The sequence below is a fragment of the Oerskovia merdavium genome (assembly GCF_014836755.1).
Taxonomy (GTDB): domain Bacteria; phylum Actinomycetota; class Actinomycetes; order Actinomycetales; family Cellulomonadaceae; genus Oerskovia; species Oerskovia merdavium.
The window spans coordinates 1-22,939 of record NZ_JACSQF010000016.1 but is presented as its reverse complement, the minus strand read 5'-3'; the positions used below and the strand labels follow the sequence as shown (position 1 = coordinate 22,939).

Here is a 22,939-nt window from a genome sequence, read left to right as displayed (position 1 = left end):
AGCCCGGGCGGCGCCACGGCTCAGGCCTGGACCCGCGTCCTCGGCGCGACGAACGCCGCGAGCAGCGCGATCACGACCGTCACCCCGAAGCAGATGACGTAGGCCAGAAGGCCGAACGCGTCGTGCAGGGCCCAGAGCATCGACCCGGTCACGGCCAGCGCGATCGCCGCGGACAGTGCGTCCGAGACCTGGAGCGCCGAGCTGTTCGCACCCTGCTGGTCCTCGGGCGACAGGGCGAGCGTGAGCACCGAGAGCGTCGGGTGGACCATGCCCATGCCCAGGCCCGCGACGGTCCACGCGAGCATGCCGAGGATCGGGGGCACCGAGGGCCACGCGAGGAGCGCGGTGCCCGCGATCCCGCCCGCGATGAGGAACGACCCGATCAGGATGAAGCGCGAGTGCGGCCACCCCCAGTGGGCCTTGCCACGCAGCCACGCGCCGACGGACCAGCCGATCGCGCCGAACGTCAGGACGCCGCCCGCCTGTGCGGGGGACAGGCCGCGCTCGTGCGAGAGGAGCAGCGGCAGCAGGACCTCGGTGCCCGTGAAGGCCGCCGCGACCAGGCCGCGGATCGCGATCACCGAGGGCAGCCCGCGCGCCGCACGCACCGTGCCCCGCGGGAGCAGGTGCGGCACGCTCACCACGACCAGGGCGAGCGCGACCACGAGCGCCGCGTACAGCAGCACGCCGTCCTGCTGGCCCGCGAAGTGCAGGAGACCGATGCCCACGGCAGCGGCCACGGCCCACCAGAGCGCGGCGTTCCCCGCAGGGTCCGGGGTGTCGCTCGCGCGGCGGTCCTGCACGACGGCGCGCAGGCCGGGGCGCATCATGAGCACGGCCGGGACCGCGAGGAACGGCACCGCGAGGAAGACCCAGCGCCACCCGACGTGCTCGACGACGAGCCCCGCGACCGCCGGGCCGACGATCGAGGGCACGACCCACGCGGCGGCGAAGGCCGCGAACACGGACGGGCGACGGTCCTCGGGGAACACCCGGGCGACGAGCACGTACAGCGCGACGATGTACATCCCGGTGCCCAGCCCCTGCACCACGCGCCCGGCGACGAAGACCTCCATGGTCGGGGCGAGCCCCGCGACGACCAGGCCGGCGAGGAACAGGCCGACCCCGGCCCACAGCGACGGGCTCGGTCCGAACCTGTCGCACCACCGACCGGCGGCGACCATCCCGACGACGCTCGCGGCGATCGACCCCGCGAACGCGACGGCGTAGAGCGTCAAGCCGTCGAGCGCCTGCGCGACGGTCGGCATCGCGGTCGCGACGGCCAGGGCCTCGAACGCCCCGAGCAGCACCAGGGCGACCATGCCGATCATGACCGTGCGCTGGGTCGCGGGGGACAGGCCGCCGCTCCGGGAAGCGGTGTCGGTGGTGCCTGTGGTGCCGGTCGCGCCGGTCGTGCCGACGCTCGGCGCGTCGGCGAGGGGGTGGTCCACCGAACCGGTCGCCGGCGCGGTCGCCGGCGCGGCGGTCGACGCGGCCGTCGAGGGGGAACCGAAGGCAGGGGAGTCGGCGATCGCCTCGGCGACGTCTGCCTCGGGCGCCGATGGGCGTGGTGGTTCCATGATTCCTCGCAGGGGTGGGCGCCGGCCTGGTGGGGCGTCGCGCGACGGGTGCGCTCGGTCGAGCGCTTCGACTAGTCTCGAACCTCAACCATTGTCGAGGTCAAGTGCATTCGACCCGTCGATGGCCGGAGTGACGAATGCCTGGAGCAATCATGCCTGACGAGGGGCCCCACCCCGACGACGAGCTCACGGTCGGCGAGCTCGCGCGCCGCAGCGGCGTCACGGTCTCGGCGCTGCACTTCTACGAGCGCGAGGGCCTGCTCACGGCGCGCCGCACCCCCGGCAACCAGCGGCGCTACCCGCGCGAGACGCTGCGCCGGGTCTCGTTCATCAAGGTCTCCCAACGCGTCGGGATCCCGCTCGCGCTGGTCCGCGAGGCCCTCGCGACCCTCCCGCAGAACCGCACCCCGACCGCCAAGGACTGGCGCCGCCTCTCGCGCATGTGGCACGCGGACCTCGACGCGCGGATCGAGCAGCTCGTGCGCCTGCGCGACCACCTCACGGACTGCATCGGGTGCGGCTGCCTGTCGCTGCGCAAGTGCGTCCTGGCCAACCCGCACGACGTGCTGGCCGAGGAGGGTCCTGGCCCCCGGACGTTGCTGGTCGACGGCCTGGACGACTGAGGGCCGGACCGAACCGACCATCGCTCACCAGTTCTTGCTCGAGCCTCCGCCGCCCTGCTCCTCGCCCGTGCCCCCCGCGGGCTCGTCGCCCCCGTAGTAGTTCTGGTACTCCTGCTGGCTCTGGTCCTCGTCGTCCCTGGCCTCGGAGTTCTGCTCCTGGAGCTTCTCCTGCCGCTCGGCCTCGGCCCGCTCCTCCTCGGTCTGGTCGGGCTCGGGCTGCTCCTGCTCCTGCTCGTCGCCCTCCTGCGGGTCCTGGGGCTCCTGCGGCTGCGCGTCCTGGGCCTGCTGCTGCTTGTCCTGCAGACGCTGGACCGACTGCTCGTTCTGCTCCTTCTCCTGCTCCGACTGGTCCTCGCACCCGGGCCAGCCGCGCACCTGCTCGGCCGTCGCGAACGAGCGCTCGGCGAACGAGTACCAGGTCGTGGCGTCGTCCTGGACCTGCTCGGGCGTGAGCTCGTTGCCGTCGCCGTAGGGGTCGATCACGGTCGCGTCGTAGTCCTCGCCCGCAGCACGGGAGGCGAGCGCCTCCTCGAGCGCCTTCTTCTGCGCCATGTAGTCGTCCGCGGTGATCTTCTCGTAGTCCCCGGAGGTCTCGTAGGAGATCGACAGGTTGATCTGGATCCGGCAGCGGACCATCGGTTCCTCGCCCTCGGCGAGGTCGTAGGCCCGGTGGAGGTCGTTGATCGCGGTGTAGTCGTCGCCGCTGCTGTGCCGCGCGGTCCCGGTGTTGAACCAGGCCTTCCACGGGTCGACGACGTTCATGGTCTTCTGGACGTCGAACAGGTCGGCGGCGCCCGAGTAGTCGCCCGCGTCGTAGTCGTCGGAACCCATCGAGGCGATCACGGGCAGGAACGCGAGCTTGACGCCGAGCACGATCGCGGCGACCAGGAGCGGGATCGGCAGGAGGAGCAGCAGTGCCCGACGGCGCAGCCGCCTCGAGCGCAGCGCCGCGGCCCGGGGGGAGCGCAGGCCGGGCCGCTGCGCGCGAGGCGGCTGCGGGTACGGCGCGCCGGGGCGGACCGTCGACGGCCCGCCCCACGACGGAGCCGGCTGCGGGGGCGGGCCTCCGGTGGCCGGGGAACCGGAGGGCCCACCCGACCCGTTCGCACTGCCCCACGGGGGCTGCTGCGGGGGCATGCCGTCGTCGCTCATGCGCGCACCCCTACCCGGCGGGCCGCGGACCGCCCCGCGAACCACGCCTCGATCCCCAGGAGGCCGGCCGCGAGGAGCGCGAAGGGCCACACGATCGGGCGGTAGGCCGTGACGAGGCGCCTGCCGTCGGCCGCGACCTGCTGCGGGTCGACGCCCGCGACGAGCTCCGCCGTCGGGCTCGTGGTCTCTCGGTGCACGTACGGGACCCCCAGCTGGTCGGCGATCGCGCGCAGGTTCTCCTCGTCGACGACCGACAGGGCGTCGGGCACCTCGGACTCGTCGATCGTGGCCTGCGACGGGTCCTCGATGTACTCGGCCGCGGCCGGGTCCTCGCCCGGCATGTACTCCTTCATGAGCCCGCCCTCCGCGGTGCCGTAGCCCAGCACCGCGCCGCCGTCGACGAGCGGTGCGAGGTCCTCGAACGAGCGGGGCTCGCCGTCCGCGGTCTGCTCGCCGTCGGACAGGAAGAACACGAGCCGCATGTTCGACGGGCGCTCGGCCGCGGCTCCCTGGAGTGCGTCGCGCAGCTCGTCGAGCGGTCGGTCGGTGAGCGACCCCTTGGAGTAGAGCGTGATCTCGCGCTTGAACGTGTCGGCCCAGGACGTGATGGCGCGCGCGTCGGTCGTGAGCGGGAGCTGGCGGCTGGCCTGCGAGTCGAACGAGATGATCGAGTAGCGGGCGCCCGGGATGTCGGCCGTGAGGCTCGCGATGTCGTGGCGCACGCCCACGAGGCGCTCGTTCGTGCCGTCGAAGTCCTCGGCGGCCATGGAGCCCGTGCGGTCGACCACGAAGAACAGGTCGACGTTCGCGACCGACGTGTCCCGGTCCGTCACGGGGACCGAGGGCCCGAGGCCGATCACGGCGAGGACGGCGACGAGCGCGGTGCGTCGCGCCCACGCGCCCCGCGGGCCCGCGGGCGGGCCCTGCCTGCCGACGGAGCCCCGCGACGAGCCTCGCAGCGCGGCCACGAGCTGCCACACGGCGAGCCCGAGCAGCGGCACGAACACCACGGCCCACGCCCACAGGGGGATCAACGGGTGGAGGGTCATTCGCGCAACCTCCAGGCCACGACGAGCAGGAGCGCGGCACCTGCGGTCGCCACGAGGAACCAGACCGTCGGCAGGTCCGTCACGATCACCTCGGGGCTCGCGTCGAGCTCGACGGCCTGCTGCGCCACGACGTCCTCGACCATGCCCTCGACGGCCTGCGGGTCGCCCGCGAGGAAGTACAGCCCCCCGCCCGCCTCGACCACGTCGCGGTACTCGACCTCCTCGGGTGTGCCCGCGTACAGGTCCGAGCCCCCGTAGATCCCGTGCAGCGTGATGTCGCGCGAGGCCACCAGGGTGGCGGCCTCCTCGAGGGTGTAGATGGGGTCGCCCGCGACGTAGTTGTCGGTCGCGAGGATGATCGAGCGCGACCGCTCGGTGGCCCCCTCGTCGAACTGCAGGGCGCAGTTCGCCAGGCCGTCCCCGATGAGGCTCGCGGCCGAGTCGTTCGCGAGGGTACCCGCGGTGTAGCTCATGAACTCGAGGATGTCCTTCTCGTCCCTCTCGCTCGTGAAGTCGAGCGTGCTCGGGTCCTTGTCGAACGCCGAGACGCCCGCCGCGAGCTGCTCCTTGACCAGCGTGTAGTCGTCGGTCAGCGGGAACACGGTGCGCGAGGTGGAGTTGAAGATCGACAACGCGATCCGTTCGCCCTCGAAGCTGTCGACCATCTCCGAGTACACCTTGAGGATCTCGCCGTCGTACGCGGTCATCGAGCCCGACACGTCGAGGCACAGCACGATGTCGCGGGTCCCCAGCCGGTCCACGACCACGTCGGTCTCGACCGGTCGGGCCGCCACGGTGCCCACCCCCACGACCGCCACGAGCAGCCCGACGAGCCCTGCGACCTGCAGCGTCCGGTAGCGGCGCACCCACGCCGCGAAGGCGGGGACCTGCGCCAGGTAGGACGAGTTCGCGACCCACGTCACGCCGTCGGCGTCCCGTGCCCGCTCGGCGCGTGCTCGACGGCGGCGTGCCAGCCACCAGGCCGCCGCACCCGCGGCGAGGACCACGACGACGACCGCGGCGAGGAGCCACGGCCACAGGATCGAGGCGCCCTGCGGCCCGGGCGTCAGGACCGCGGGAGCTGCGGCCAGCGGTGTCACCACGTCCTCACCACCGTGCGGGCGCGGTCGATCGAGTCCCTGCCCGTGGGGGTGACGCCGTGCTGGTCGAGGCGGGCCAGCGGGTCGACGTCGTACTCCGCGAACGACGGGCGGTAGTAGCGCGCGATGAGGCGCGTCAGGTGCTGGGTGCCCGTCATGCGCTCGATCTCCGAGAGCGTCAGCACCGAGGCGTCCACGCCCAGACGACCCGACGCGAAGCCGCGGACCTCCTTGGACAGCGCCAGGTGGAGCCCGCGCTCGTCGAGCTCGCCCGCGAGGTAGCGCTGCTCGACCGCGTCGAGATGAGCCTCGAACTCGGCGCGCAGGCCCGCGTACGGGTCGTAGGGCCCCGTGGGCAGGCGCGGAGCCGGCGGCTGCGCCTTCTCCTCGGCCGACGCGCGCGTCGAGAGGAACGCGAACACGATCCACCCGACCACGAGCAGCAGCAGGGCGACCCCGAGGGCTGCCCACCAGCCGCTGTAGAGGACCGGGGCGTAGAGCTCATCGTCGGGCACGCTTCGCCCTCCCCAGCAGCTCGACGAAACGAGGCACGACGTCGTCGGTCCCGGTCACGCTCACGGCCTCCACCTGGAGGGTGCGCAGCAGGGCCACGACCGACTCGCGCCGGGCACGCACGGCCTGCGCCGCGCCTTCGGCGACGTCCACGCGACCCCGCAGGAACGGCGGCAGGTCGAGCGTGCCGTCGACGTCCGCGACCGCTCCGAGGGCACGGTGCGCCGCGGGGCCGGCCGTGGTGCCGACGGTCGCCACCCCGACGGGCGACAGGTCCGCGACCGCGACGACCATGACCTCGTGGCGCACGCGCAGGCGCCGCAGCAGGCGCTCGTGCTCGGGACCCGGGCGGGCCTCGTCCGTCACGACGACCATGAGCGAGCGCCGCTGGAACGCGTTGAGCGCCCGGTCGAGCGCCCGGTTCAGGTCGCTCGCGGGCGCGTCGACGCTCAGCTGCTTCTCGACCGTGCGGAGCATGAGCTCGAGGTCCTGCGTGCTGGCCCTGGGCGGGAGCTGGACGATGCGCCCGGCGTCCGCCGCGACGAGCGCGACCCGGTCGCCGCGGTCGCGCGCGAGGTAGGCCACGAGCGCGCAGCAGAAGCTCACCGCGTCGGCCTTGGGCTCGCCGCTCGCCGCGGTCGCACCCATGTTTCGTCCCGTGTCCACCACGAGGACCAGGTTCACGTTGGACTCGCGCACGAACCTGCGCACCACGGGGATGCCCGCGCGGGCGCTCGACTTCCAGTCGATGTCACCCACGTCCTCGCCGGGCGCGTACAGGTGGAGGTCGTCGAAGTCCTGCCCGTGCCCCTTGAGGACGGAGCGGTGCCGCCCCTCGAGCAGCCCCGAGGCCCGCCGGGCCAGCGGGAGCTCGAGCCTGGCCCGCACCTGGGCCAGTCGCGACACGTCTGCCATGGACCGCGCCCTACGGGGTGGGGACCGCGTCGAACACGGCGTCGATGAGCTGCTCGGGCTGGACGTTGGTCGCGAGCGCGTCGAACGTGCGCACCAGACGGTGCCGCAGGACCGAGTAGCGCACGGCCTTGATGTCGTCCGGGATGACGAACGCGCGACCCGCCTGGATCGCGAGGGCCTGGCCCACGCGCATGAGCGCGATCCCGCCGCGCGGGCTCGCGCCCACGCGCACGTGCTGGTCGAGGCCCGGGACGGGGCGCGGCCCCGACAGCCGGGTCGTGTTGATGAGGTCGACGATGTACCGCTTGATCGACTCGTCGACGTACACGTCGTCGACCAGGCGCTGGAGGAACACCACGTCGTCGATGCTGACGGGCTCGGCCGTGATGGGCGCCGTCATGCGCCCTGTCGAGATGCGGTCGAGGATCTCCAGCTCCTGCGCGGGGGCCGGGTACGTCAGCACCTCCTTCATCAGGAAGCGGTCCATCTGGGCCTCGGGCAGCACGTACGTGCCCTCCTCCTCGATGGGGTTCTGCGTCGCGAGGACCATGAACGGCGAGGGCAGCGGGAAGTTCTCGCCGCCGATCGACGTCTGCTTCTCCTGCATGGCCTCGAGCATCGCCGACTGGGTCTTGGCGCTCGACCGGTTGATCTCGTCGAGCAGCACCAGGTTCGCGTGCACGGGCCCGAGCTGTGTCGTGAACGACCCGGTCGCGTAGTTGTAGATCTGCGTGCCCACGATGTCGTTGGGCATGAGGTCCGGCGTGCACTGGATGCGGCGGAACGAGCCGTTGATCGCCGCCGCGAGCGTCTGCGCGGCCGTGGTCTTGGCGAGGCCCGGGACGGACTCCAGCAGGATGTGGCCGCCCGCCAGCAGCGAGCTGATCAGGGCCGTGCGCAGGGCTTCCTGCCCGACGACGCGCTGGTCGAACACCTGCTCGACGCGCTTGAGCAGGTGACCCGCACGGTCCAGGTCCGTCGTGGAGATGCTGCCGTGACCTGTGGCCATGGTGGAGGTCCTTCGCGTGTGCTCGGGTCGTGCTGAGGACGTGGTCACGGCCGTCGCCCACGAGGGGACGCCGTGCGAACCCGGCCCAGTATGCCAGCGGACCCTGACGGGGGACCGGGTCCTCCACAGGTGGGGCATGGTGCGAGGTCCCCACGCGTGCGCCGCCCGCCGGGCGCGGCTCCTCTCCCGCAGGAGGGGCCGACCAGCGGGAATACCACGATCCGCCGCACGCCGCCTACCCTGGACCGGTGACCGCTACCGCCCCCCGCAGCACCCCAGGAACCGCGCCCGACCGGGCCGCGCGCACCCCCGGCCGGGACGTCGTCGACTCCCCGCGCAACCCCTGGTGGCTCGTGGCGGCCGGACCGGCCGCGGTCGTCGTCGCCGTCCTCGCGGTCCTGGCCGCCGGAGCGTTCTCCGGAGCCTTCGAGGCGCTCACGGGCTTCGCCGACCCCGGCGCGGTCTCGCGGTGGGGCCTGCCCGTCTCCACGGTTCTCACCGAGCTCGCGATCTCGCTCACGATCGGCGCGCTCGTGCTCGCCGCCTGCGTGCTGCCCGCCGGCCCACCCATGCGTCGGGCGCTCGGGGTCGCCGGTGCGGCGTCGGCCACGTGGGCCGTGCTGACCGTCGTGCAGACCGTGCTGCGCTACTCGGTGCTGTCGAGCATGCCCGTCTCGAGCATCGGGTTCGGCGACCAGCTCGCGGCGTTCGTCACCCAGATCTCGCTGGGCCGCAGCCTCCTGGGCGTCATCATCGTCGCCGCGCTCACCTCGGCGTGCGCGCTCGCGGTCCGTACCCCCACGGGCGCGCTGTGGACCGCGCTCCTCGCGATCTCGGCCCTCGCGTTCCAGGCCAACACCGGTCACACGGCGGGCGCAGCGAGCCACGAGCTCGCGATCTCCTCGATGTTCCTGCACCTCGGCGGCGCGGCCCTGTGGATCGGCGGGCTCGGCGTCCTCGCGATCGTACGGCTGCGCGGCGGGCTCGACCGGACGTCGTTCGCGTCCTCGGTCTCGCGCTACTCCTCGATCGCGGGCTGGTCGTTCGTCGCGGTCGCGGTCTCGGGCGTCGCGAACGCCTGGATCCGGGTCGGGGGCATCGACGGGCTCAGCACCGACTACGGCATCCTGATCCTCGCCAAGGTCGGGCTCATGGTCGTGCTCGGGGCGCTCGGGTTCGCGCACCGCGAGCTCGTCGTGCGAAGGCTCCAGGGGGTCGGCCCGGCCGGCGGGGGACGCGGCGGCGCCGCCCGTGGGGCGGCCGGCGGGGGCGGGGCCGCGCGCGCCGCGGGAGACGCTCGTCCGGCGGGGAAGACGACGGGTGGGCGAGGGGTCGCTGCCGCGGCCGACAAGGAGGCCGCTGCCTCGGCCCGCGCGACCACCGCCCCGGGTGGGGCGACGACGGCGGGCGGCTCCGCCGTCGGGCAGAAGAAGGGGACCGCCGCACGGACCGCCGTGGCTCCCGCGACCGAGAAGGCCGCGACCTGGCTGTTCTGGCGGCTCGTCGCGGTCGAGCTGCTCGTCATGGGAGCCGTGTCCGGCGTCGCCGTGGCCCTCGGTTCGACGGCCCCGCCCATCCCCGACGAGCCCCCCGCGCTCCCCACGCCCGCCGAGATCGTCACGGGCCACCCGCTGCCCCCCGAGCCGGACCTGGGTCGGTGGTTCACCGAGTGGCGCTGGGACCTGCTGCCCGCGTTCGCGTGCGTCGCGGCGCTCGTCGTCTACCTGCGCTGGGTCCGACGCCTCGCCCGGCGCGGCGACAAGTGGCCCGTGGGACGCACGATCTCGTGGTGCATCGGCATCGTCATCCTGTTCTGGGTCACCAACGGCGGGCCCGCGATGTACGGGCACGTGCTGTTCAGCGCGCACATGGTCCAGCACATGGTCCTCGCGATGGTCGTGCCGATCTTCCTCGTCCTCGCCGCGCCCGTGACGCTGCTCGTGCGCGCCGTGCCCGTGCGCAAGGACGGCTCGCGCGGGCCCCGCGAGTGGGTCCTCGCGCTCGTGACCTCGAAGTGGGGGCAGTTCTTCGCGAACCCCGTCGTCGCGGCCGTGAACTTCGCCGGCTCGATGATCGTCTTCTACTACACGCCCGCGTTCGAGCTCGCGCTGACGACGTACGTCGGGCACCTCGCGATGCTGCTGCACTTCACGCTCGCCGGGTACCTGTTCGCGAACGCGCTCATCGGGATCGACCCCGGTCCGCACCGGCCCGGCTGGCCCCAGCGCCTGCTCCTGCTGTTCGCGACCATGGCGTTCCACGCGTTCTTCGGTGTCGCGCTCACGACCGGGACGGCGCTGCTCGTGCCCGAGTGGTTCGGGCTCCTGGGCCACGACTGGGGGATCACGGCGATCGCCGACCAGCAGCGAGGCGGAGGCGTGGCGTGGGGGATCGGCGAGCTGCCGACGCTCTCGCTCGCGATCATCGTCGCGATCATGTGGTCGAGGTCCGACGACCGCGAGGCCAAGCGGCGCGACCGGCGTGTGGACCAGGTGGGCGACGTCGAGATGGACGAGTACAACGAGATGCTCGCGAAGATGGCGGAGCGGGACGCGAAGGACTGAGCAGGCTCCTGGGGTGCCGAGCATGCGGTTGGCGTTCAGTTTTCGTCGATTCTCGACGTGAACTGCATGCTCGACGGACGTGAACCGCATGCTCGACCCGGGGCTGGCCTGTCCACAGGGCTGACCGTCACCCTCACGTCCACAAAGGCCTGCGGGTCGTCGGTGCGGCTCGGACGGATCCGCTGAACTGGACCGATGCCTCGACGCCCGGTCCCGCCCGCACTCCTCACGCTCGCAGCCGACCAGGCAGGCCTGGTCGATGTCCGTCAGGCGCGCGCCGCAGGGCTCACCGACGGCGAGGTTCGTGGGTACGTCACACGGGGCATCTGGCTTCGCATCGCACGGGCGGTCTACGACACGTCGAATCTCCCGATCCGCGAACGGTCGTTCAGCGAACGACGCCGCCGCGCGGCCTGGGCGGCGCTGCTCGCGTTCGGACCGGAGGCGGTCGCGGTAGGTGCCTGTGCCCTTGCGCTCCACGAGATCCAGGGGCTACCCGCCAGCATCAGGCCCGAAGCGGCACTCCCGCGGGCCGTGAACCGTGTCGACCGCGCTGCGATGCGGCTGCGTCAGTTCGACAACGGGATGACGACGACTCGCGTCGGGTCGCGACGACTCGTCACTCTCGACTGGGCGCTCGCCCAGGCGGTCCCCGAGCTCCCGCGAGCGAACGCACTGGCGGTCCTCGACTCGGCACTCCACCGCGGCGCGATCGGCCGCCAAGGTCTGGAGGTCGCCCACCACATGGCTCGCGGGCGGAGGGGCGTCGCTCGGACCCATGAGCTCTGGGCCCTTGCGGACGCGCGCGCAGAGTCGCCGCTCGAGTCCTTCGGCAGGCTCGACTGCCTCGACGAGGGTGTCCCGCCGACTGTGCTTCAGCTGCCGATCGAGCACCCGGACGGGATGTCCACTCTCCGAGGAGACATGGCGTGGCGGAGGGACAGCGGCCGGTGGCTCGTGGCGGAGATGGACGGCCACGAGGTGCACGGCGAGCCGAGCGCTGTCTATGCCGATCGGTACCGACAGAACCTGATCGTCGCCACCGGTCGGGTAGACGTGCTGCGCTTCACCCATCGCGATCTCCCGGGGGTGGGACAGGTCGTGCGGAGGATGCTGGGGCGCTAGGTAGGGCCCGACGGTGCCGACCATGCGGTCGTCGTCACTCGAGCATGCGGTTGGCGTTCGGATCCGCGGGTTTTCGAACGCCAACCGCATGCTCGGCACCCCAGGCGGCACCAGGACAACGTCAGCCCTTGAACCGCAGCTCCACGCGACGGTTCTCGGCCCGCGCCGGCCCCGGGTCGTCGCCCTCCTCGGGCGTCTTGAGCTGCGTCTCGCCGAAGCCCTGGACGTCGAGCACCAGGTCGGGCCTCGATGCGGCGACCGCGGCCCCCACGGCCTGGGCCCTCCGCAGCGACAGGTCGAGGTTGTGCGCGTCGTCGCCCACCGAGTCGGTGTGGCCGTGGACCGAGAGGGTCGCGCCGTCGGGCACGTTCGCGACGAGCCCGGCGATGGCCGCCGCCGCTGCGGGGGACACCTCGGCGCCGTCGACCTCGAACAGGATGTCCGAGGTCAGGGTGATGACGGTCTCCTCGCCCTGGGTCTCGACGGTGTCGATCGTCTGGACGCTGCCCTCGAGCGTGAAGCGTGAGATCGACGCGGCGATCTGCTCGGCGGTCGGCTCGGGCAGGGTCGTGATGTCGAACTCGACCGGTGCGTCGACGGTCGCGGACGCGGGGAGCGTGCCGAGCAGCAGCGCGGTGACCGTGAGGCCGAGCACGGCGCGTGCGGGCCTCATCGCGTCACCGGGATGTTCTCGAACGTGGGCCACGAGTCGACGACGCTCACGTCGAGCGTCGCGACGTCGTCCTCGATGCCTGCGAAGACGCCGGTCCAGCGGACGGACTCGCCGCCGACCGCGGTGGTCGTGAAGATGCTCGACCCCATCTCGTCGTAGTTCTCGTCGACGAGCTGGACGTACTTCTTGAGGTTCTCGCGGTCGACGAGCGCGGCGTCGAACGAGGTGGCGCCCGTGAGCTCGTAGACGCTGCGCTCCCCGCCGTCGTCGGCCGACCCGGTCGGTGTGAAGATCACGCGCAGCTCGGTGAGGTCGCCCCGCACGGTGAGCGACTCGATGCCCACGCGGACCGTGTCGCCGGGGCGCCCAGGGATGTCGAGCGTCTGCTCGAGGACCACGGCGTCCGGGTCGACGGGCGAGACGGTGGGCGCGGCCGCGGGCTGCGCGTTCGTGCCCGGCGCTCTCGCGGCCTGGCTCTGGGTGCCCGACGGCGCAGGCTCGCCTCCCGGGAGGAGCGAGCAGCCGGTCAGGGCGACCAGGGAGACGGCGAGCGCGGTCGCCGTGATCGTGCGGTGCGCGGAAGTGCGCATGGTGGTGCTCCGATCGAGGTGGGGATCGCCACACTGTCTCAGAGAATCGGTGACGCACCCGCATCTATCCCATGGGGAGAACTGCCCGTTGGTCCAGGGCCTGGTCAGTGCCCGTCCTCCGCGGCGGGCCCTCTTCAGCCGGCCCTCCTTGCCGCACACCCCGGCCAGGCCGCGAGAACGAGGTTCCGCCCAGTCGAGCACGAGGTTGCGGTCGGAATCCGCCGGATAGCGATCGCAACCTCGTGCTCGGCACCACGAGCCACCCCGAGGGACCACGCCCCACCACGGGGCACCACGAAGCGCCCGGAGGCTCAGACCGCGATCCGCGCCCTGGCCCACGACGAGAACCGGTCCACGACCCACACCAGCACGAGAACCATGAGGATGTAGGTCAGCATCTCGTCGAACCGGAACAGCTTGATCGACTTGTTGATGAGGAACCCGATCCCGCCCGCGCCCACGAGCCCGAGCACGAGCGAGGACCGCACGTTGACGTCGAACCGGTAGAGCAGCAGGCCCAGGAACTGCGGCACGACCGCGGGCAGCACCGCGTGCGTGACGACCTGGGTGCGGCCGGCGCCGTTGGTGCGCAGCGCGTCGGCGGGCCCGGGGTCGATCTCCTCCATGGCCTCGGCCCACAGCTTGCCCATGACGCCCGTGTTGTGGACGACGAGCGCGAGCACCCCCGCGAAGGGCCCGAGCCCCACGGCGGTCACGAAGATCAGCGCGAACACGACGTCGGGCACGGCGCGGAAGAACGACAGGATCGCGCGCGAGCCCTGGTACCAGAACGACCCCGGGGTGCTGCCGCGAGCCGCGAGCACCGCGAGGAGCAACGACAAGGGGATGGACAGCGTGGTCCCGAGGAGCCCGATCCACAGCGTCACGAGCGTGGCCTGGAGCCCGGGCGCCACGACCGTCGACCAGTCGAGGTCGGGCGGGAACGCCTCGCCGACGAACCGGGCCATGCCCTCCCAGCCGCCCACGAGCGCGCTGATCGAGAAGCCCGTGCCCTGCCAGGCGAGGACGTGCAGCCCGAGCAGCACGGCCCCGGCGGTGACCCAGGTCGTGACCTGCCGGCCCGAGCGGTGGGCCCTGGGCACGACGACGTGCTCGAGCCGCTCGCGCGAGGGGCCGTCGGTGCGGTCGCGGGCAGCGCCGCGGGGGGAGCGGGCGGGGGCCGTGGCGGTCATGCGGGGATCCTCGTTCCGGCGCTCAGGCCGTCGGTCGTCGGGGCGGCGGTGTCCGCCGCGTACAGGTGCTCGACGGCGTCACGCGTCACGGCGTCCGGCGCACCGTTGAGCCGCTCGCGTCCGGCGACCATCCCGACGAGGCGGTCGGCGTGCTCGCGTGCGAGCTCGGGGTCGTGGAGCACCGCGACGACCGCCAGGCCCTCGTCGTGCGCGAGGGTCGCGAGGAGCTCCATGACCTGGGTCGAGGCCGCGGGGTCGAGAGCCGACGTCGGCTCGTCGGCGAGCAGCACGCTCGCCCGCTGGCACAGGGCCCGGGCGACGGCCACGCGCTGCTGCTGACCGCCCGAGAGCTGGCCGACCCGGTCGAGCGCACGGTCCGCGAGGCCGACCCGCTCGAGGCACAGCATGGCCTCGGCGCGCAGCTCGCGGGGGAAGAGGGACGCGACGAGCGACTGCCGCAGGGGCAGGCGTCCGAGGGCCCCGGCGCACACGTTGTCGAGCACCGTGCGCCGCCGCACGAGGTTGACCTGCTGGAAGATCATGGCGACCCGTCGTCGGGCCTCGTGCTGGTCCGCGGCGGACGTCCTGTGGTGAGGGTGCACCTGCTCGCCGTCGACCCACACCTCGCCCGAGGTCACGGGCGCGAGCCCGATCACGGACTTGAGCGTGGTCGACTTGCCGCACCCGTTCGCGCCGAGGATCGCGACGAGCTCGCCCGCGGCGACGTCGAGGTCCATGCCGTCGACCGCGCTGCGCAGCACGTTCTCGCCGCCCTCGGACCGGGTGCTGAACTGGACCCGCAGATCCCGGACGTGCAGACCGGGCGAGCGGACGCCGTCGGGCAGGTGCAGCACGCCCCCGGCCGATCCGGGTCCGCGCGGCGAGCCCGGCTCGACCGCGCCGTGGTGTGAAGCCATCTGGAACAACTCCTTGCTGGTGCGGGACGCGAGCCCGCGGGGGGAGAGGGCGGTCGACGGTGGTGGTCGACCGGGCGAGCTGGTGCGGGTGGAGCGCCGGGCGATGGGCACCCGGGCGCCCGCCCGCACCGTCCCGAGGGATCAGACGTCGTCGGACGTCAGCTCGAGGGTCTTCGCGAGGTCGAACAGCGGCTTGTACGTGTCGACGTCGACCTCGACGAGCGGGCCCGCCGGGTCGACGTCGAGGAACGCGCCGATGGCCTCGACGTCGGCCGTGTCGAGCGTGAGGAGGGCGTCGCGCACGGCGTCCTTGAACTCCTGGCTCTGCGAGCCGGCGACCGTGATGGGGTCGTTCGGGATGGCGTCGGACTCCCAGATCTGGCGGTACCTCGAGGAGTCGAACGTGCCCTCGCGCTCGGCGGTCGCGAGCGTCTGGGAGTTGATCTGGGCCGCGTCGACCTGGCCGTTGGTCAGGGCGAGGAGAGCCTCGGGGTGGCCGCCCGCGTAGGTGATCTCGACGTCGGACTCGGTGAGACCGGCGTCGAGGATCGCGAACCGGGGCAGGGCGTCGCCCGAGGTGGAACCGGTCGAGCCCAGCGCGAGCGTGTGGCCCGGCAGGTCGTCGATGCTCTGGACGGGCGAGTCGACGGGGACCCAGATGCCCGCGGTGTAGCTCGAGAGCGTCCCGTCGGCGAGACCGAACGACGCGAGGGGCTCGGCGTCGGCACGCTCGCTCGCGAACACGAACCCGAGCGGGCCGAACTGGGCGAGCTCGAGCTTGCCGTTCTCCATGGCGAGGACCTCGGCCGAGTAGTCCTCGACGATCGTGAGGTCGACGGGGCAGTCGAGCTTCTCGGCGAGCGCGTCGGCGAGGTGCTGGTAGGCGGGCTCGAGCTTGGCGGGATCCTCGTAGGGCTCGATGCCGAAGCGGATCGCGCCGTTCGGGCACGTCGCCGAGGCGGTGCCGGTGCCCGCGTCGGCGGTGCCGGTCGAGCACGCGCTGAGCGTGCCGAGGAGCAGTGCGGCGGCGAGGACCGAGGTGGCCTGGCCGGTGCGGCTGCGGTGCATGTCTTCTCCTGGTGTGGGGGTTCGCGAGAGAGGCTGGTCTGGTCGGTGGAACGGGTGAGGCGGGTCCGTCAGAGGAAGCTGTCGAGCACGCGCGGGGCGAGCCCGAGCGCGGTGGTCATGCCGATGCCGGACGTGACCGACACGGCGCGCACGCCCGGCATGGGCGTGGCGTTGAGGAACGGCGCGGGCGCGGAGGCGTAGACGCCCTGCCAGCGCTCGCGGACCGTGAGGGGGCCGGTGCCGAAGAGCCGCGCGGCCTCGGTGAGCAGGAGCTCGTCGAGGGCCTCGGGGTGGAACGGGCCGGGCGTGGTCGCGTACGTGTGCGTGTCGCCGAGCGTGAGCGTCCCGTCGGGCCGCTGCGTGACCATGAGGTTCACCGCGGCGTCGATCAGGGCGGGGTGCTGGGCCGTGAGGCGCTCGCGGACCGCGGCGAGCGCGGGGGAGAGGCGGAACCCGTTGTACCGGAGCATCGAGGTGCCCGTGAAGATCGCGGGGTCGATCTCGCGCGGCCCGCCGGCTGCGCCTGCCGGGGCGTCGACGCGCAGCATCTGGAGCGTGCAGCGCTGGATGCCCGCGGTGCGGGCCGTGTCGGGGAAGAACCGGTCCACGTCGTGCCCGACGGCGAGGATCACCTTGGTCGTCACGACGTCGCCCCGGGAGGTGCGCACGAGCGTCACGCCGCTGCCGGCCTCGAATCCCTGGACCGTGGTGGACCAGGCGACGTGGGCACCACGCTGCTCGGCGTACCAGCGGGCTATCGCGGGGACGGCCTCGCGGGGGTCGACGCGGATGTCCTGGGGCAGGAACGCGCCGCCGAGGACCTCGTCGGGGTCGCCGGGGACGCGGTCGAGGACGGCGTCGCGGTCGAGCAGGCGGGCGTGGCCGTCGCGGACCTGGGCGAAGTCCTGGAGGACCTGCATCTCGTCGTCGGCGCGCGCGACCACGACGGTGCCGGACTCACGGAGCCAGAAGTCGACCTCCTTGGCGAGCTGGATCCAGCGCTCGCGGGCCGTGAACGCGTAGGTGAGGGCCTCGCCGTCCTGCGCGGTGAAGCACCCGTGCCCGAAGTTGCGGACCGAGGCGCCGACCGCACGGTCGTCGCGCTCGACCACGAGGACCGAGAGTCCTCGACCGACGGCCTCGACCGCGTGCGCGAGCCCGACGATGCCGGCCCCGACGACCACGAGGTCGACGCGGGCGGGGAGGTCGGGCCCGGTGCGGCCGGTCGTGCCGGGGTGGGTCGTCGGCCGGGCGGGCGACGGGACGGACGGGGAGCCCCCGGCGCGGGGGGCGGTGCGGGGGGTCGTGCCGGGTGTGCCTGTCGAGGCGGCCCGGGACGGCGATGGTGTGCTGCTCACGACACGGACACTGCCGTGCCGTCCGAGCCGCGATCAAGCGAATCCGGCACTTGTCCAGACAAGTTTCCGGAGTGTTCACCTGTGGTTGGCGCGCTGTGTGCCGGGTTCATTCGACCGTCACCCGTTTCTCGGTCCACCGTGGAACGGGCGCCTGTATGGTCAAGTCATGGCACCATCCTCGTCGTCCCCGCATGCCGTCCCGCCACCCGGAGCGGGCGTCCCGTCCCGCACGCCGCACGCGGCCACCGCGCCCCACCGCCCGCTGCACCAGCACGTGCTGGGAGAGCTGCGCCGTCGGATCGTGTCCGGTACGTACGCGATCGGCGACTCGTTGCCCTCCGAGTCCGCGCTGTGCGCCGAGTTCTCGATCTCACGTGGCACGGTCCGGCAGGCGCTCGGGACGCTGCGCAGCGAAGGGCTCATCGGCGGGGGGCAGGGGCGCCCGCCGGTCGTGCGCTCGCGAGCGGTCCCGCAGCCCTTCGAGACCTTCCTGTCCTTCAGCCGCTGGGCCGCGGGGGTGGGGCGCGTGCCCGGTCAGCGGACGGTCGAGGTCGCGCGCCGCGGCGTGCACGGCGTCGCGGCCGACGCCCTGGGCCTCGAGGAGGGCACGCCCGTGGTCGAGGTCCTGCGCCTGCGCCTGCTCGACGGCGTCCCCGCGATGGTCGAGCGCGACACGTTCATCGAGCCCGTCGGGCGCCTCATCTTCGAGTTCGACCCGGACACGGGCTCGATCTACGACCACCTCATCTCACGCGGTGCGGACCTGCACGCGGCCCGGCACGTGATCGACGCGGTCGCGGCCGACGAGACCGACGCCGACCTCCTCGAGGTCGCGGCGGGCGCCCCGCTGCTGCGCGAGCGCCGCACCACGCGCAACGCCGCGGGCGTCCCGGTCGAGTACGCCGACGACCGCTACCTGCCCGAGCTCGCGGCCTTCACGATCGACAACACCCAGGACACGTCGCTCTCGATGGTCCGTTTCCCGACGGCGTCGGCCGCCGCCGCGTCGCTCGTGTCGCCCACGGCCGGGCTCGACCCTTTCACGGCCGGCACGGCAGGCCCAGCCGGCCCAGCTGGCACGGCCGGCCCTGCTGGCACAGCCGAGACCGCAGCCACCACAGGCCCCGCAGCCACCGACCCGAACCAGGAGCCCACCGCATGACCAGCACGACCAGTACCTCCACGACCAGCGCGGCCACGCCAGCCGCCCGCCGGCCCCTCGTGATCGAGCTCGTCGCGCTCGACATCGCGGGCACGACCGTCGAGGAGGGCGGCGCGGTCTACGAAGCGCTGCACGCGGCGGTCCTCGAGCACGGGAGCGGCGCGACGTCGTCGGACATCCAGCACTGGATGGGGGCCGAGAAGCGCGCGGCCATCACGGCCCTGCTCGCGATCGGCGCCAGCACCCCCGGCGCGCCGGGCGACGCTCCCGACGACGCGACGGTCGACGCCGCGTTCGCGCGCTTCACCGCGCTCCTCCAGGAGGCCTACCTGCTGAACCCGCCGACCCCGATCCCCGGCGCGCCGGAGGCCTTCGCGGCTCTGCGCGCCGCGGGGGTCAAGGTCGCGCTGACCACGGGCTTCACGCGCGAGGTGACCCAGGGGATCCTCGACGTGCTGGGCTGGACGGTCGCGGCCGGCGCCGAGCAGTGGCTCTCGCCCGAGGTCACGCTCGACGCCGTGACGTGCGCCGACGAGGTGCCGCTCGGACGTCCCGCGCCCTACATGATCCACCGCGACATGGAGCGCACGGGCGTGCTCGACGTCGCGCGCGTGCTCGCCGCGGGGGACACAGTGCTCGACCTGCGCGCGGGAGTCAACGCGCGGGCCGGGGCGGTCGTCGGCGTGCTCACGGGCAAGCTCGGCGCGGCGGACCTGGGGCGTGAGCGGCACGACTTCCTACTCGACTCGGTCGCCGAGCTCCCCGGGCTGGTGGCGCGGCTCAACGCCTGACGCCGGCGCGGTTCCGGGTCCGGGGTCCTGCGTCGGGGGGCCCGGGTCGCGCCGAGCACGCGGTTGCGGTCGTTCTCACGCTGGGAACGATCGCAACCTCGTGCTCGGCACCCGCCGGACCCGCCGGCACCCGCCGGACCCGCCGCACCGGCCGCACCCCTCAGCTGCGCGTCACGATCCAGCCGTCGCCCGTCCCGCGCGCGACGTGGAGCGTCGCGCTGCCGGGGCTCAGGATGCGGTTGGCGATCGAGAGGTCCTCGCTGCACACGTCGGCCTGGGCCAGGCGCAGGGTCGCGGTGTGCGCGACCTCGTTGTTGTTGACGAACACGAGGTAGCCCGTGCCGACGTCGACCGTGTTGGGGAGGTCGCCCGTGACCGGTCCGGCGTCGCTCCCCGCGGCCTCGGCGACCTCGGTCACGTCGTCACCGGGGCAGACGATCACGGCCTTCTGCCAGTCGAAGTGGGTCGTGCTGATGAGGTCGAGCTCGCCGTCGGCACGGCCTGCGGCCTGGACCCCCGCGAGCACGGTCTCGTCGAGGTCCTGGGCGGGCTCGGACCCGCAGCCTGTCAGGAGCAGCCCGACGGCGGCGCACACGGTCAGGGCGGGGAGGGGAACCTTGGGCACGGCTCCAGTATGCGCCCGGCACGGAGACGCACCTGGGCCCCCCGCCGTGATAGGACGGTGCAGTGACCACCGACTCCGCGAGCGCCCCCGACCAGCCGGGCGCCACCCCCTTCCACGACCTCGACGAGTACATCGCGATCCCCCGCACGGGCGGCCTCGTGATGTCCCCGGACGGCCGTCGGCTCGTGACGAGCGTGTCGACGCTCGACGCGAAGCGCACGGCGTACGTCTCGGCCCTGTGGGAGGTCGACCCCACCGGCGAGGCCCCGGCCCGTCGCCTGACCCGGAGCACCAAGGGTGAGTCCGGCGCGGCCTTCACGGCCGAGGGCGACCTGCTCTTCACGTCGGCCCGCCCCGACAGCGACGCCTCGGCGACCAGCGAGGGCGACCCGACCTCGGCCCTGTGGCTCCTGCCCGCGGCCGGTGGCGAGGCACGCGTCGTCGGGTCCGCACCGGCCGGGGTCTCGGCCCCGCTCGTCGCGCGCAGCGCGCCCGTCCTCTCGCTCGCGGCAGACGTCCTGCCCAGCGCGCGCGACCTGGCCCACGACGCCGAGCTGCGCAAGACCCGCAAGGACAAGAAGGTCTCCGCGATCCTCCACACGGGGTACCCCGTGCGGTACTGGGACCACGACCTGGGGCCGTCCGAGCCGCACCGGTTCGTGGCCGCCCTCTCGCACCTGACGGACGAGCCGGCGCGTCCGCTCCCGGCGCCCGCGGGCACCGACGCGGAGGACGCCACGCCCGAGCTCCCCGCGGGGCGCGTCGAGCTGCGCGACGTGACTCCCGCCGTCGGGCGCGCGCTGCGCGAGCACTCCGCGGACCTGTCCGCGGACGGGACCACGCTCGTCACGTCCTGGTCCGTGCCCGGGCCGGACGCCTCTCAGCGCTCGATCCTCGTCGCGGTCGACACCTCGACGGGCGAGCGTCGCACGCTCGTCGACGAGCCCGGCGCCGAGGCCTCCTCGCCCGTGATCTCGCCCGACGGCGCCTGGGTCGTGTTCGTCCGCGAGACCATCACGACGCCGCAGGCGGCGCCCGAGCAGAGCCTCGCCGTCGTGCCGCTGCGCCCGGGTGACGGCTCGGACGGCGACCCGAGCGACGGCGCGAACCACGGTCTGCGCTCGCTCGCCGCGAGCTGGGACCGGTGGCCCACGTCGGCTGCGTGGCTGCCCGACGGCTCGGGCCTGCTCGTCACGGCCGACGACGACGGGCGTGGCCCGGTCTTCCACGTCGCCTTCACGCCCGACGGCTCGGGCGAGGACGGTACGGTCTCCCGCCTGACCTCGGACGACGCGATGTTCACCGACGTCCACGTCGCGCCCGACGCCTCGGCCGCCTACGCCCAGCGCGTGAGCTACCTCGAGCCCTCGCACCCCGTGCGGATCGAGCTCACGGACTTCCTCGCGGCCCCCGCGGGCGAGCGCACGCCCGTCGCGGCGACCGCGCTGCGCGGCCCGGTCGCGAGCCCCGACCTGCCCGGCACGCTGACCGAGATCGAGACCGCCGCGTCGGACGACGTGCGCGTCCGCGGCTGGCTCGCGCTGCCGCACGGTGCGAGCGCCGAGGACCCCGCGCCGCTGCTGCTGTGGATCCACGGCGGCCCGCTCGGCTCGTGGAACGCGTGGAGCTGGCGGTGGAACCCGTGGATCCTCGTGGCCCAGGGCTACGCGGTCCTGCTCCCGGACCCGGCGCTGTCCACGGGCTACGGCCAGGACTTCGTGCAGCGCGGCTGGGGCTCGTGGGGCGCGGCCCCGTACACCGACCTGCTCGCGATCACCGACGCGGCCGAGGCGCTGCCGGAGATCGACGAGACCCGCACGGCCGCGATGGGCGGGTCGTTCGGCGGGTACATGGCGAACTGGGTCGCCGGCCACACGGACCGGTTCAAGGCGATCGTCACGCACGCGAGCCTGTGGGCGCTGGACCAGTTCGGCCCGACGACGGACGCCGGCTACTACTGGCAGCGCGAGATGACGCCCGAGATGGCGGCCGAGCACTCCCCGCACCGGTTCGTCGCGGACATCGTGACGCCCATGCTCGTGATCCACGGCGACAAGGACTACCGCGTCCCGATCGGCGAGGGCCTGCGTCTCTGGTACGAGCTGCTGTCGGCGTCGGGCCTGCCCGCGGCTGCGGACGGGAGCACCGACCACCGCTTCCTGTACTTCCCCGACGAGAACCACTGGGTGCTCCAGCCGCAGCACTCGGTCGTCTGGTACCAGGTGGTGCAGGCGTTCCTCGCGGAGCGCGTGCTGGGCGTGGCCCCGGGCGAGGGGGCCGCGGAGCTCCCGACGACGCTGGGCTGACCGAGGTCTTACCCCGCGCGGGGTCGGACTGAGCTGTTCCGCCCGTGAGGTGAGAGGCGCGGTCGCCGTGCGGGGAGGCGCGAGGTAGAACGTGGTGCGCGAGGTAGTGCGTATCGCGTTCTACCTCGGCGGGAGTTCGCCCGGGTGGCACGCCCCCACGGGTGAAGGCCCGACGGCGTCACGTGCCGGGCGTGGGCGACCCGTGCGCTAGTGCGACATCCTCCGGTGCGGTGGGAGGTGCCGGTCGTGCGCGGCTCGGACCATCTCGACGATCATGAACACGATGATCGAGGCGATCAGCACGATCCCGAAGAGCAGGAACCAGTTGGCGGGGCCCGACCCCGTCGGGACGTAGATCGCAGCATCGACGTTGCTGGCGAGCATGAGGCCGGACATGTCGACTCCTCCCTGACCGGGGAGCTCCGGGGCGGAACCCCTTCCTCCCAGGATGCACCCGGACGCCGGGGTCGCACCCGGTGAGACCGACTTCCGGGGGCTGAGCATCCTGGGCACGGCCCTGAGGCGAGGTCCGGGCGCCGGTCCCTGTCGAGAACGAGGTCTGCCGAGAACGAGGTCTGCCGAGAACGAGGTTGTGGTAGTGATGGAGCCCATCACGACCACAACCT

At 73.2% G+C, this 22,939-nt stretch carries 21 protein-coding genes; 6 read left to right on the top strand and 15 right to left on the bottom strand.

The window, feature by feature from the left end:
- Positions 1–20: 20 nt before the first annotated feature.
- Positions 21–1,580, bottom strand: a complete 1,560-nt coding sequence (locus H9641_RS14870; RefSeq protein ID WP_225220543.1) for an MFS transporter — start codon at positions 1,578–1,580, stop codon at positions 21–23.
- Between the two features lie 152 nt (positions 1,581–1,732).
- Between H9641_RS14870 and soxR the strand changes: the two genes are divergently transcribed.
- Complete coding sequence (soxR, locus tag H9641_RS14865) at positions 1,733–2,203, top strand: redox-sensitive transcriptional activator SoxR (protein WP_191805126.1); 471 nt, start codon at positions 1,733–1,735, stop codon at positions 2,201–2,203.
- A 24-nt stretch (positions 2,204–2,227) separates the two neighbouring features.
- Here the strand turns inward: soxR and H9641_RS14860 are convergent, their stop codons facing one another.
- From H9641_RS14860 to H9641_RS14835, 6 genes are read right to left on the bottom strand one after another with little or no spacing between them, the layout of a single operon-like run.
- The gene (locus tag H9641_RS14860; protein WP_191805125.1) at positions 2,228–3,355 is read right to left on the bottom strand and encodes a proline-rich domain-containing protein; all 1,128 of its coding nucleotides are present in this window, start codon (positions 3,353–3,355) and stop codon (positions 2,228–2,230) included.
- Positions 3,352–4,404 (bottom strand): vWA domain-containing protein, encoded by a 1,053-nt coding sequence (locus H9641_RS14855; RefSeq protein WP_191805124.1) that lies wholly within the window; start codon positions 4,402–4,404, stop codon positions 3,352–3,354. Before H9641_RS14855 ends, H9641_RS14860 begins: the two co-directional genes overlap by 4 nt.
- On the bottom strand, positions 4,401–5,507 hold the full coding sequence (locus tag H9641_RS14850) for a vWA domain-containing protein (RefSeq protein ID WP_191805123.1): 1,107 nt from the start codon (positions 5,505–5,507) through the stop codon (positions 4,401–4,403). The genes H9641_RS14855 and H9641_RS14850 overlap by 4 nt, the downstream gene beginning before the upstream one ends.
- On the bottom strand, positions 5,501–6,019 hold the full coding sequence (locus H9641_RS14845; protein ID WP_191805122.1) for a hypothetical protein: 519 nt from the start codon (positions 6,017–6,019) through the stop codon (positions 5,501–5,503). The genes H9641_RS14850 and H9641_RS14845 overlap by 7 nt, the downstream gene beginning before the upstream one ends.
- Entirely contained in the window at positions 6,006–6,932 is a 927-nt protein-coding gene (locus tag H9641_RS14840) for a DUF58 domain-containing protein (protein ID WP_191805120.1), read from the bottom strand. The genes H9641_RS14845 and H9641_RS14840 overlap by 14 nt, the downstream gene beginning before the upstream one ends.
- 10 nt (positions 6,933–6,942) lie before the next feature.
- Positions 6,943–7,941, bottom strand: coding sequence for an AAA family ATPase (locus H9641_RS14835; RefSeq protein ID WP_191805118.1), 999 nt, complete (start codon positions 7,939–7,941; stop codon positions 6,943–6,945).
- Between the two features lie 248 nt (positions 7,942–8,189).
- Between H9641_RS14835 and H9641_RS14830 the strand changes: the two genes are divergently transcribed.
- Together H9641_RS14830 and H9641_RS14825 are read left to right on the top strand one after the other, a co-directional pair.
- The gene (locus H9641_RS14830) at positions 8,190–10,505 is read left to right on the top strand and encodes a cytochrome c oxidase assembly protein (protein WP_318244617.1); all 2,316 of its coding nucleotides are present in this window, start codon (positions 8,190–8,192) and stop codon (positions 10,503–10,505) included.
- Positions 10,506–10,700: 195 nt separating this feature from the next.
- Positions 10,701–11,630 (top strand): type IV toxin-antitoxin system AbiEi family antitoxin domain-containing protein, encoded by a 930-nt coding sequence (locus tag H9641_RS14825; RefSeq protein WP_191805116.1) that lies wholly within the window; start codon positions 10,701–10,703, stop codon positions 11,628–11,630.
- A 121-nt stretch (positions 11,631–11,751) separates the two neighbouring features.
- On the opposite strand, the gene H9641_RS14820 is transcribed toward H9641_RS14825, so the two are convergent.
- From H9641_RS14820 to H9641_RS14795, 6 genes are all read right to left on the bottom strand, one after another.
- On the bottom strand, positions 11,752–12,303 hold the full coding sequence (locus tag H9641_RS14820; RefSeq protein WP_191805114.1) for an OmpA family protein: 552 nt from the start codon (positions 12,301–12,303) through the stop codon (positions 11,752–11,754).
- Positions 12,300–12,893, bottom strand: a complete 594-nt coding sequence (locus H9641_RS14815) for a hypothetical protein (RefSeq protein WP_191805112.1) — start codon at positions 12,891–12,893, stop codon at positions 12,300–12,302. Before H9641_RS14815 ends, H9641_RS14820 begins: the two co-directional genes overlap by 4 nt.
- Before the next feature lie 311 nt (positions 12,894–13,204).
- Positions 13,205–14,086, bottom strand: coding sequence for a phosphonate ABC transporter, permease protein PhnE (gene phnE / locus H9641_RS14810; protein WP_191805110.1), 882 nt, complete (start codon positions 14,084–14,086; stop codon positions 13,205–13,207).
- The gene (locus H9641_RS14805) at positions 14,083–15,003 is read right to left on the bottom strand and encodes a phosphonate ABC transporter ATP-binding protein (protein ID WP_225220542.1); all 921 of its coding nucleotides are present in this window, start codon (positions 15,001–15,003) and stop codon (positions 14,083–14,085) included. The genes phnE and H9641_RS14805 overlap by 4 nt, the downstream gene beginning before the upstream one ends.
- Positions 15,004–15,144: 141 nt before the next feature.
- Complete coding sequence (locus tag H9641_RS14800) at positions 15,145–16,071, bottom strand: phosphate/phosphite/phosphonate ABC transporter substrate-binding protein (protein ID WP_191805108.1); 927 nt, start codon at positions 16,069–16,071, stop codon at positions 15,145–15,147.
- Between the two features lie 68 nt (positions 16,072–16,139).
- A complete protein-coding gene (locus H9641_RS14795; RefSeq protein ID WP_318244616.1) occupies positions 16,140–17,429 on the bottom strand; it encodes a TIGR03364 family FAD-dependent oxidoreductase in 1,290 nt (429 codons plus the stop codon).
- 166 nt (positions 17,430–17,595) lie between these two features.
- Here H9641_RS14795 and H9641_RS14790 point away from each other — a divergent pair, with 166 nt between their 5' ends.
- Both H9641_RS14790 and H9641_RS14785 read left to right on the top strand, forming a co-directional pair.
- Positions 17,596–18,591, top strand: coding sequence for a GntR family transcriptional regulator (locus tag H9641_RS14790; RefSeq protein ID WP_191805106.1), 996 nt, complete (start codon positions 17,596–17,598; stop codon positions 18,589–18,591).
- Entirely contained in the window at positions 18,588–19,382 is a 795-nt protein-coding gene (locus H9641_RS14785) for a phosphonatase-like hydrolase (RefSeq protein ID WP_225220541.1), read from the top strand. Before H9641_RS14790 ends, H9641_RS14785 begins: the two co-directional genes overlap by 4 nt.
- 160 nt (positions 19,383–19,542) lie before the next feature.
- Here the strand turns inward: H9641_RS14785 and H9641_RS14780 are convergent, their stop codons facing one another.
- Positions 19,543–20,007 (bottom strand): hypothetical protein, encoded by a 465-nt coding sequence (locus tag H9641_RS14780; RefSeq protein WP_191805104.1) that lies wholly within the window; start codon positions 20,005–20,007, stop codon positions 19,543–19,545.
- A gap of 62 nt (positions 20,008–20,069) precedes the next feature.
- On the opposite strand from H9641_RS14780, the gene H9641_RS14775 reads away from it, so the two are divergent.
- Entirely contained in the window at positions 20,070–22,313 is a 2,244-nt protein-coding gene (locus H9641_RS14775) for a S9 family peptidase (protein WP_318244615.1), read from the top strand.
- Between the two features lie 207 nt (positions 22,314–22,520).
- Here the strand turns inward: H9641_RS14775 and H9641_RS14770 are convergent, their stop codons facing one another.
- Positions 22,521–22,709: a hypothetical protein gene (locus tag H9641_RS14770; protein WP_191805102.1), complete on the bottom strand. Its 189-nt coding sequence runs from the start codon at positions 22,707–22,709 to the stop codon at positions 22,521–22,523.
- Positions 22,710–22,939 lie beyond the last annotated feature (230 nt).

What these genes read in the sequence shown, in the direction of transcription:
- H9641_RS14870 (WP_225220543.1), bottom strand. Translation starts at nt 1,580, where the DNA reads ATGGAACCACCACGCCCATCGGCGCCCGAGGCAGACGTCGCCGAGGCG.
- soxR (WP_191805126.1), top strand. Translation starts at nt 1,733, where the DNA reads ATGCCTGACGAGGGGCCCCACCCCGACGACGAGCTCACGGTCGGCGAG.
- H9641_RS14860 (WP_191805125.1), bottom strand. Translation starts at nt 3,355, where the DNA reads ATGAGCGACGACGGCATGCCCCCGCAGCAGCCCCCGTGGGGCAGTGCG.
- H9641_RS14855 (WP_191805124.1), bottom strand. Translation starts at nt 4,404, where the DNA reads ATGACCCTCCACCCGTTGATCCCCCTGTGGGCGTGGGCCGTGGTGTTC.
- H9641_RS14840 (WP_191805120.1), bottom strand. Translation starts at nt 6,932, where the DNA reads ATGGCAGACGTGTCGCGACTGGCCCAGGTGCGGGCCAGGCTCGAGCTC.
- H9641_RS14835 (WP_191805118.1), bottom strand. Translation starts at nt 7,941, where the DNA reads ATGGCCACAGGTCACGGCAGCATCTCCACGACGGACCTGGACCGTGCG.
- H9641_RS14825 (WP_191805116.1), top strand. Translation starts at nt 10,701, where the DNA reads ATGCCTCGACGCCCGGTCCCGCCCGCACTCCTCACGCTCGCAGCCGAC.
- H9641_RS14820 (WP_191805114.1), bottom strand. Translation starts at nt 12,303, where the DNA reads ATGAGGCCCGCACGCGCCGTGCTCGGCCTCACGGTCACCGCGCTGCTG.
- H9641_RS14815 (WP_191805112.1), bottom strand. Translation starts at nt 12,893, where the DNA reads ATGCGCACTTCCGCGCACCGCACGATCACGGCGACCGCGCTCGCCGTC.
- phnE (WP_191805110.1), bottom strand. Translation starts at nt 14,086, where the DNA reads ATGACCGCCACGGCCCCCGCCCGCTCCCCCCGCGGCGCTGCCCGCGAC.
- H9641_RS14805 (WP_225220542.1), bottom strand. Translation starts at nt 15,003, where the DNA reads ATGGCTTCACACCACGGCGCGGTCGAGCCGGGCTCGCCGCGCGGACCC.
- H9641_RS14800 (WP_191805108.1), bottom strand. Translation starts at nt 16,071, where the DNA reads ATGCACCGCAGCCGCACCGGCCAGGCCACCTCGGTCCTCGCCGCCGCA.
- H9641_RS14790 (WP_191805106.1), top strand. Translation starts at nt 17,596, where the DNA reads ATGGCACCATCCTCGTCGTCCCCGCATGCCGTCCCGCCACCCGGAGCG.
- H9641_RS14785 (WP_225220541.1), top strand. Translation starts at nt 18,588, where the DNA reads ATGACCAGCACGACCAGTACCTCCACGACCAGCGCGGCCACGCCAGCC.
- H9641_RS14770 (WP_191805102.1), bottom strand. Translation starts at nt 22,709, where the DNA reads ATGTCCGGCCTCATGCTCGCCAGCAACGTCGATGCTGCGATCTACGTC.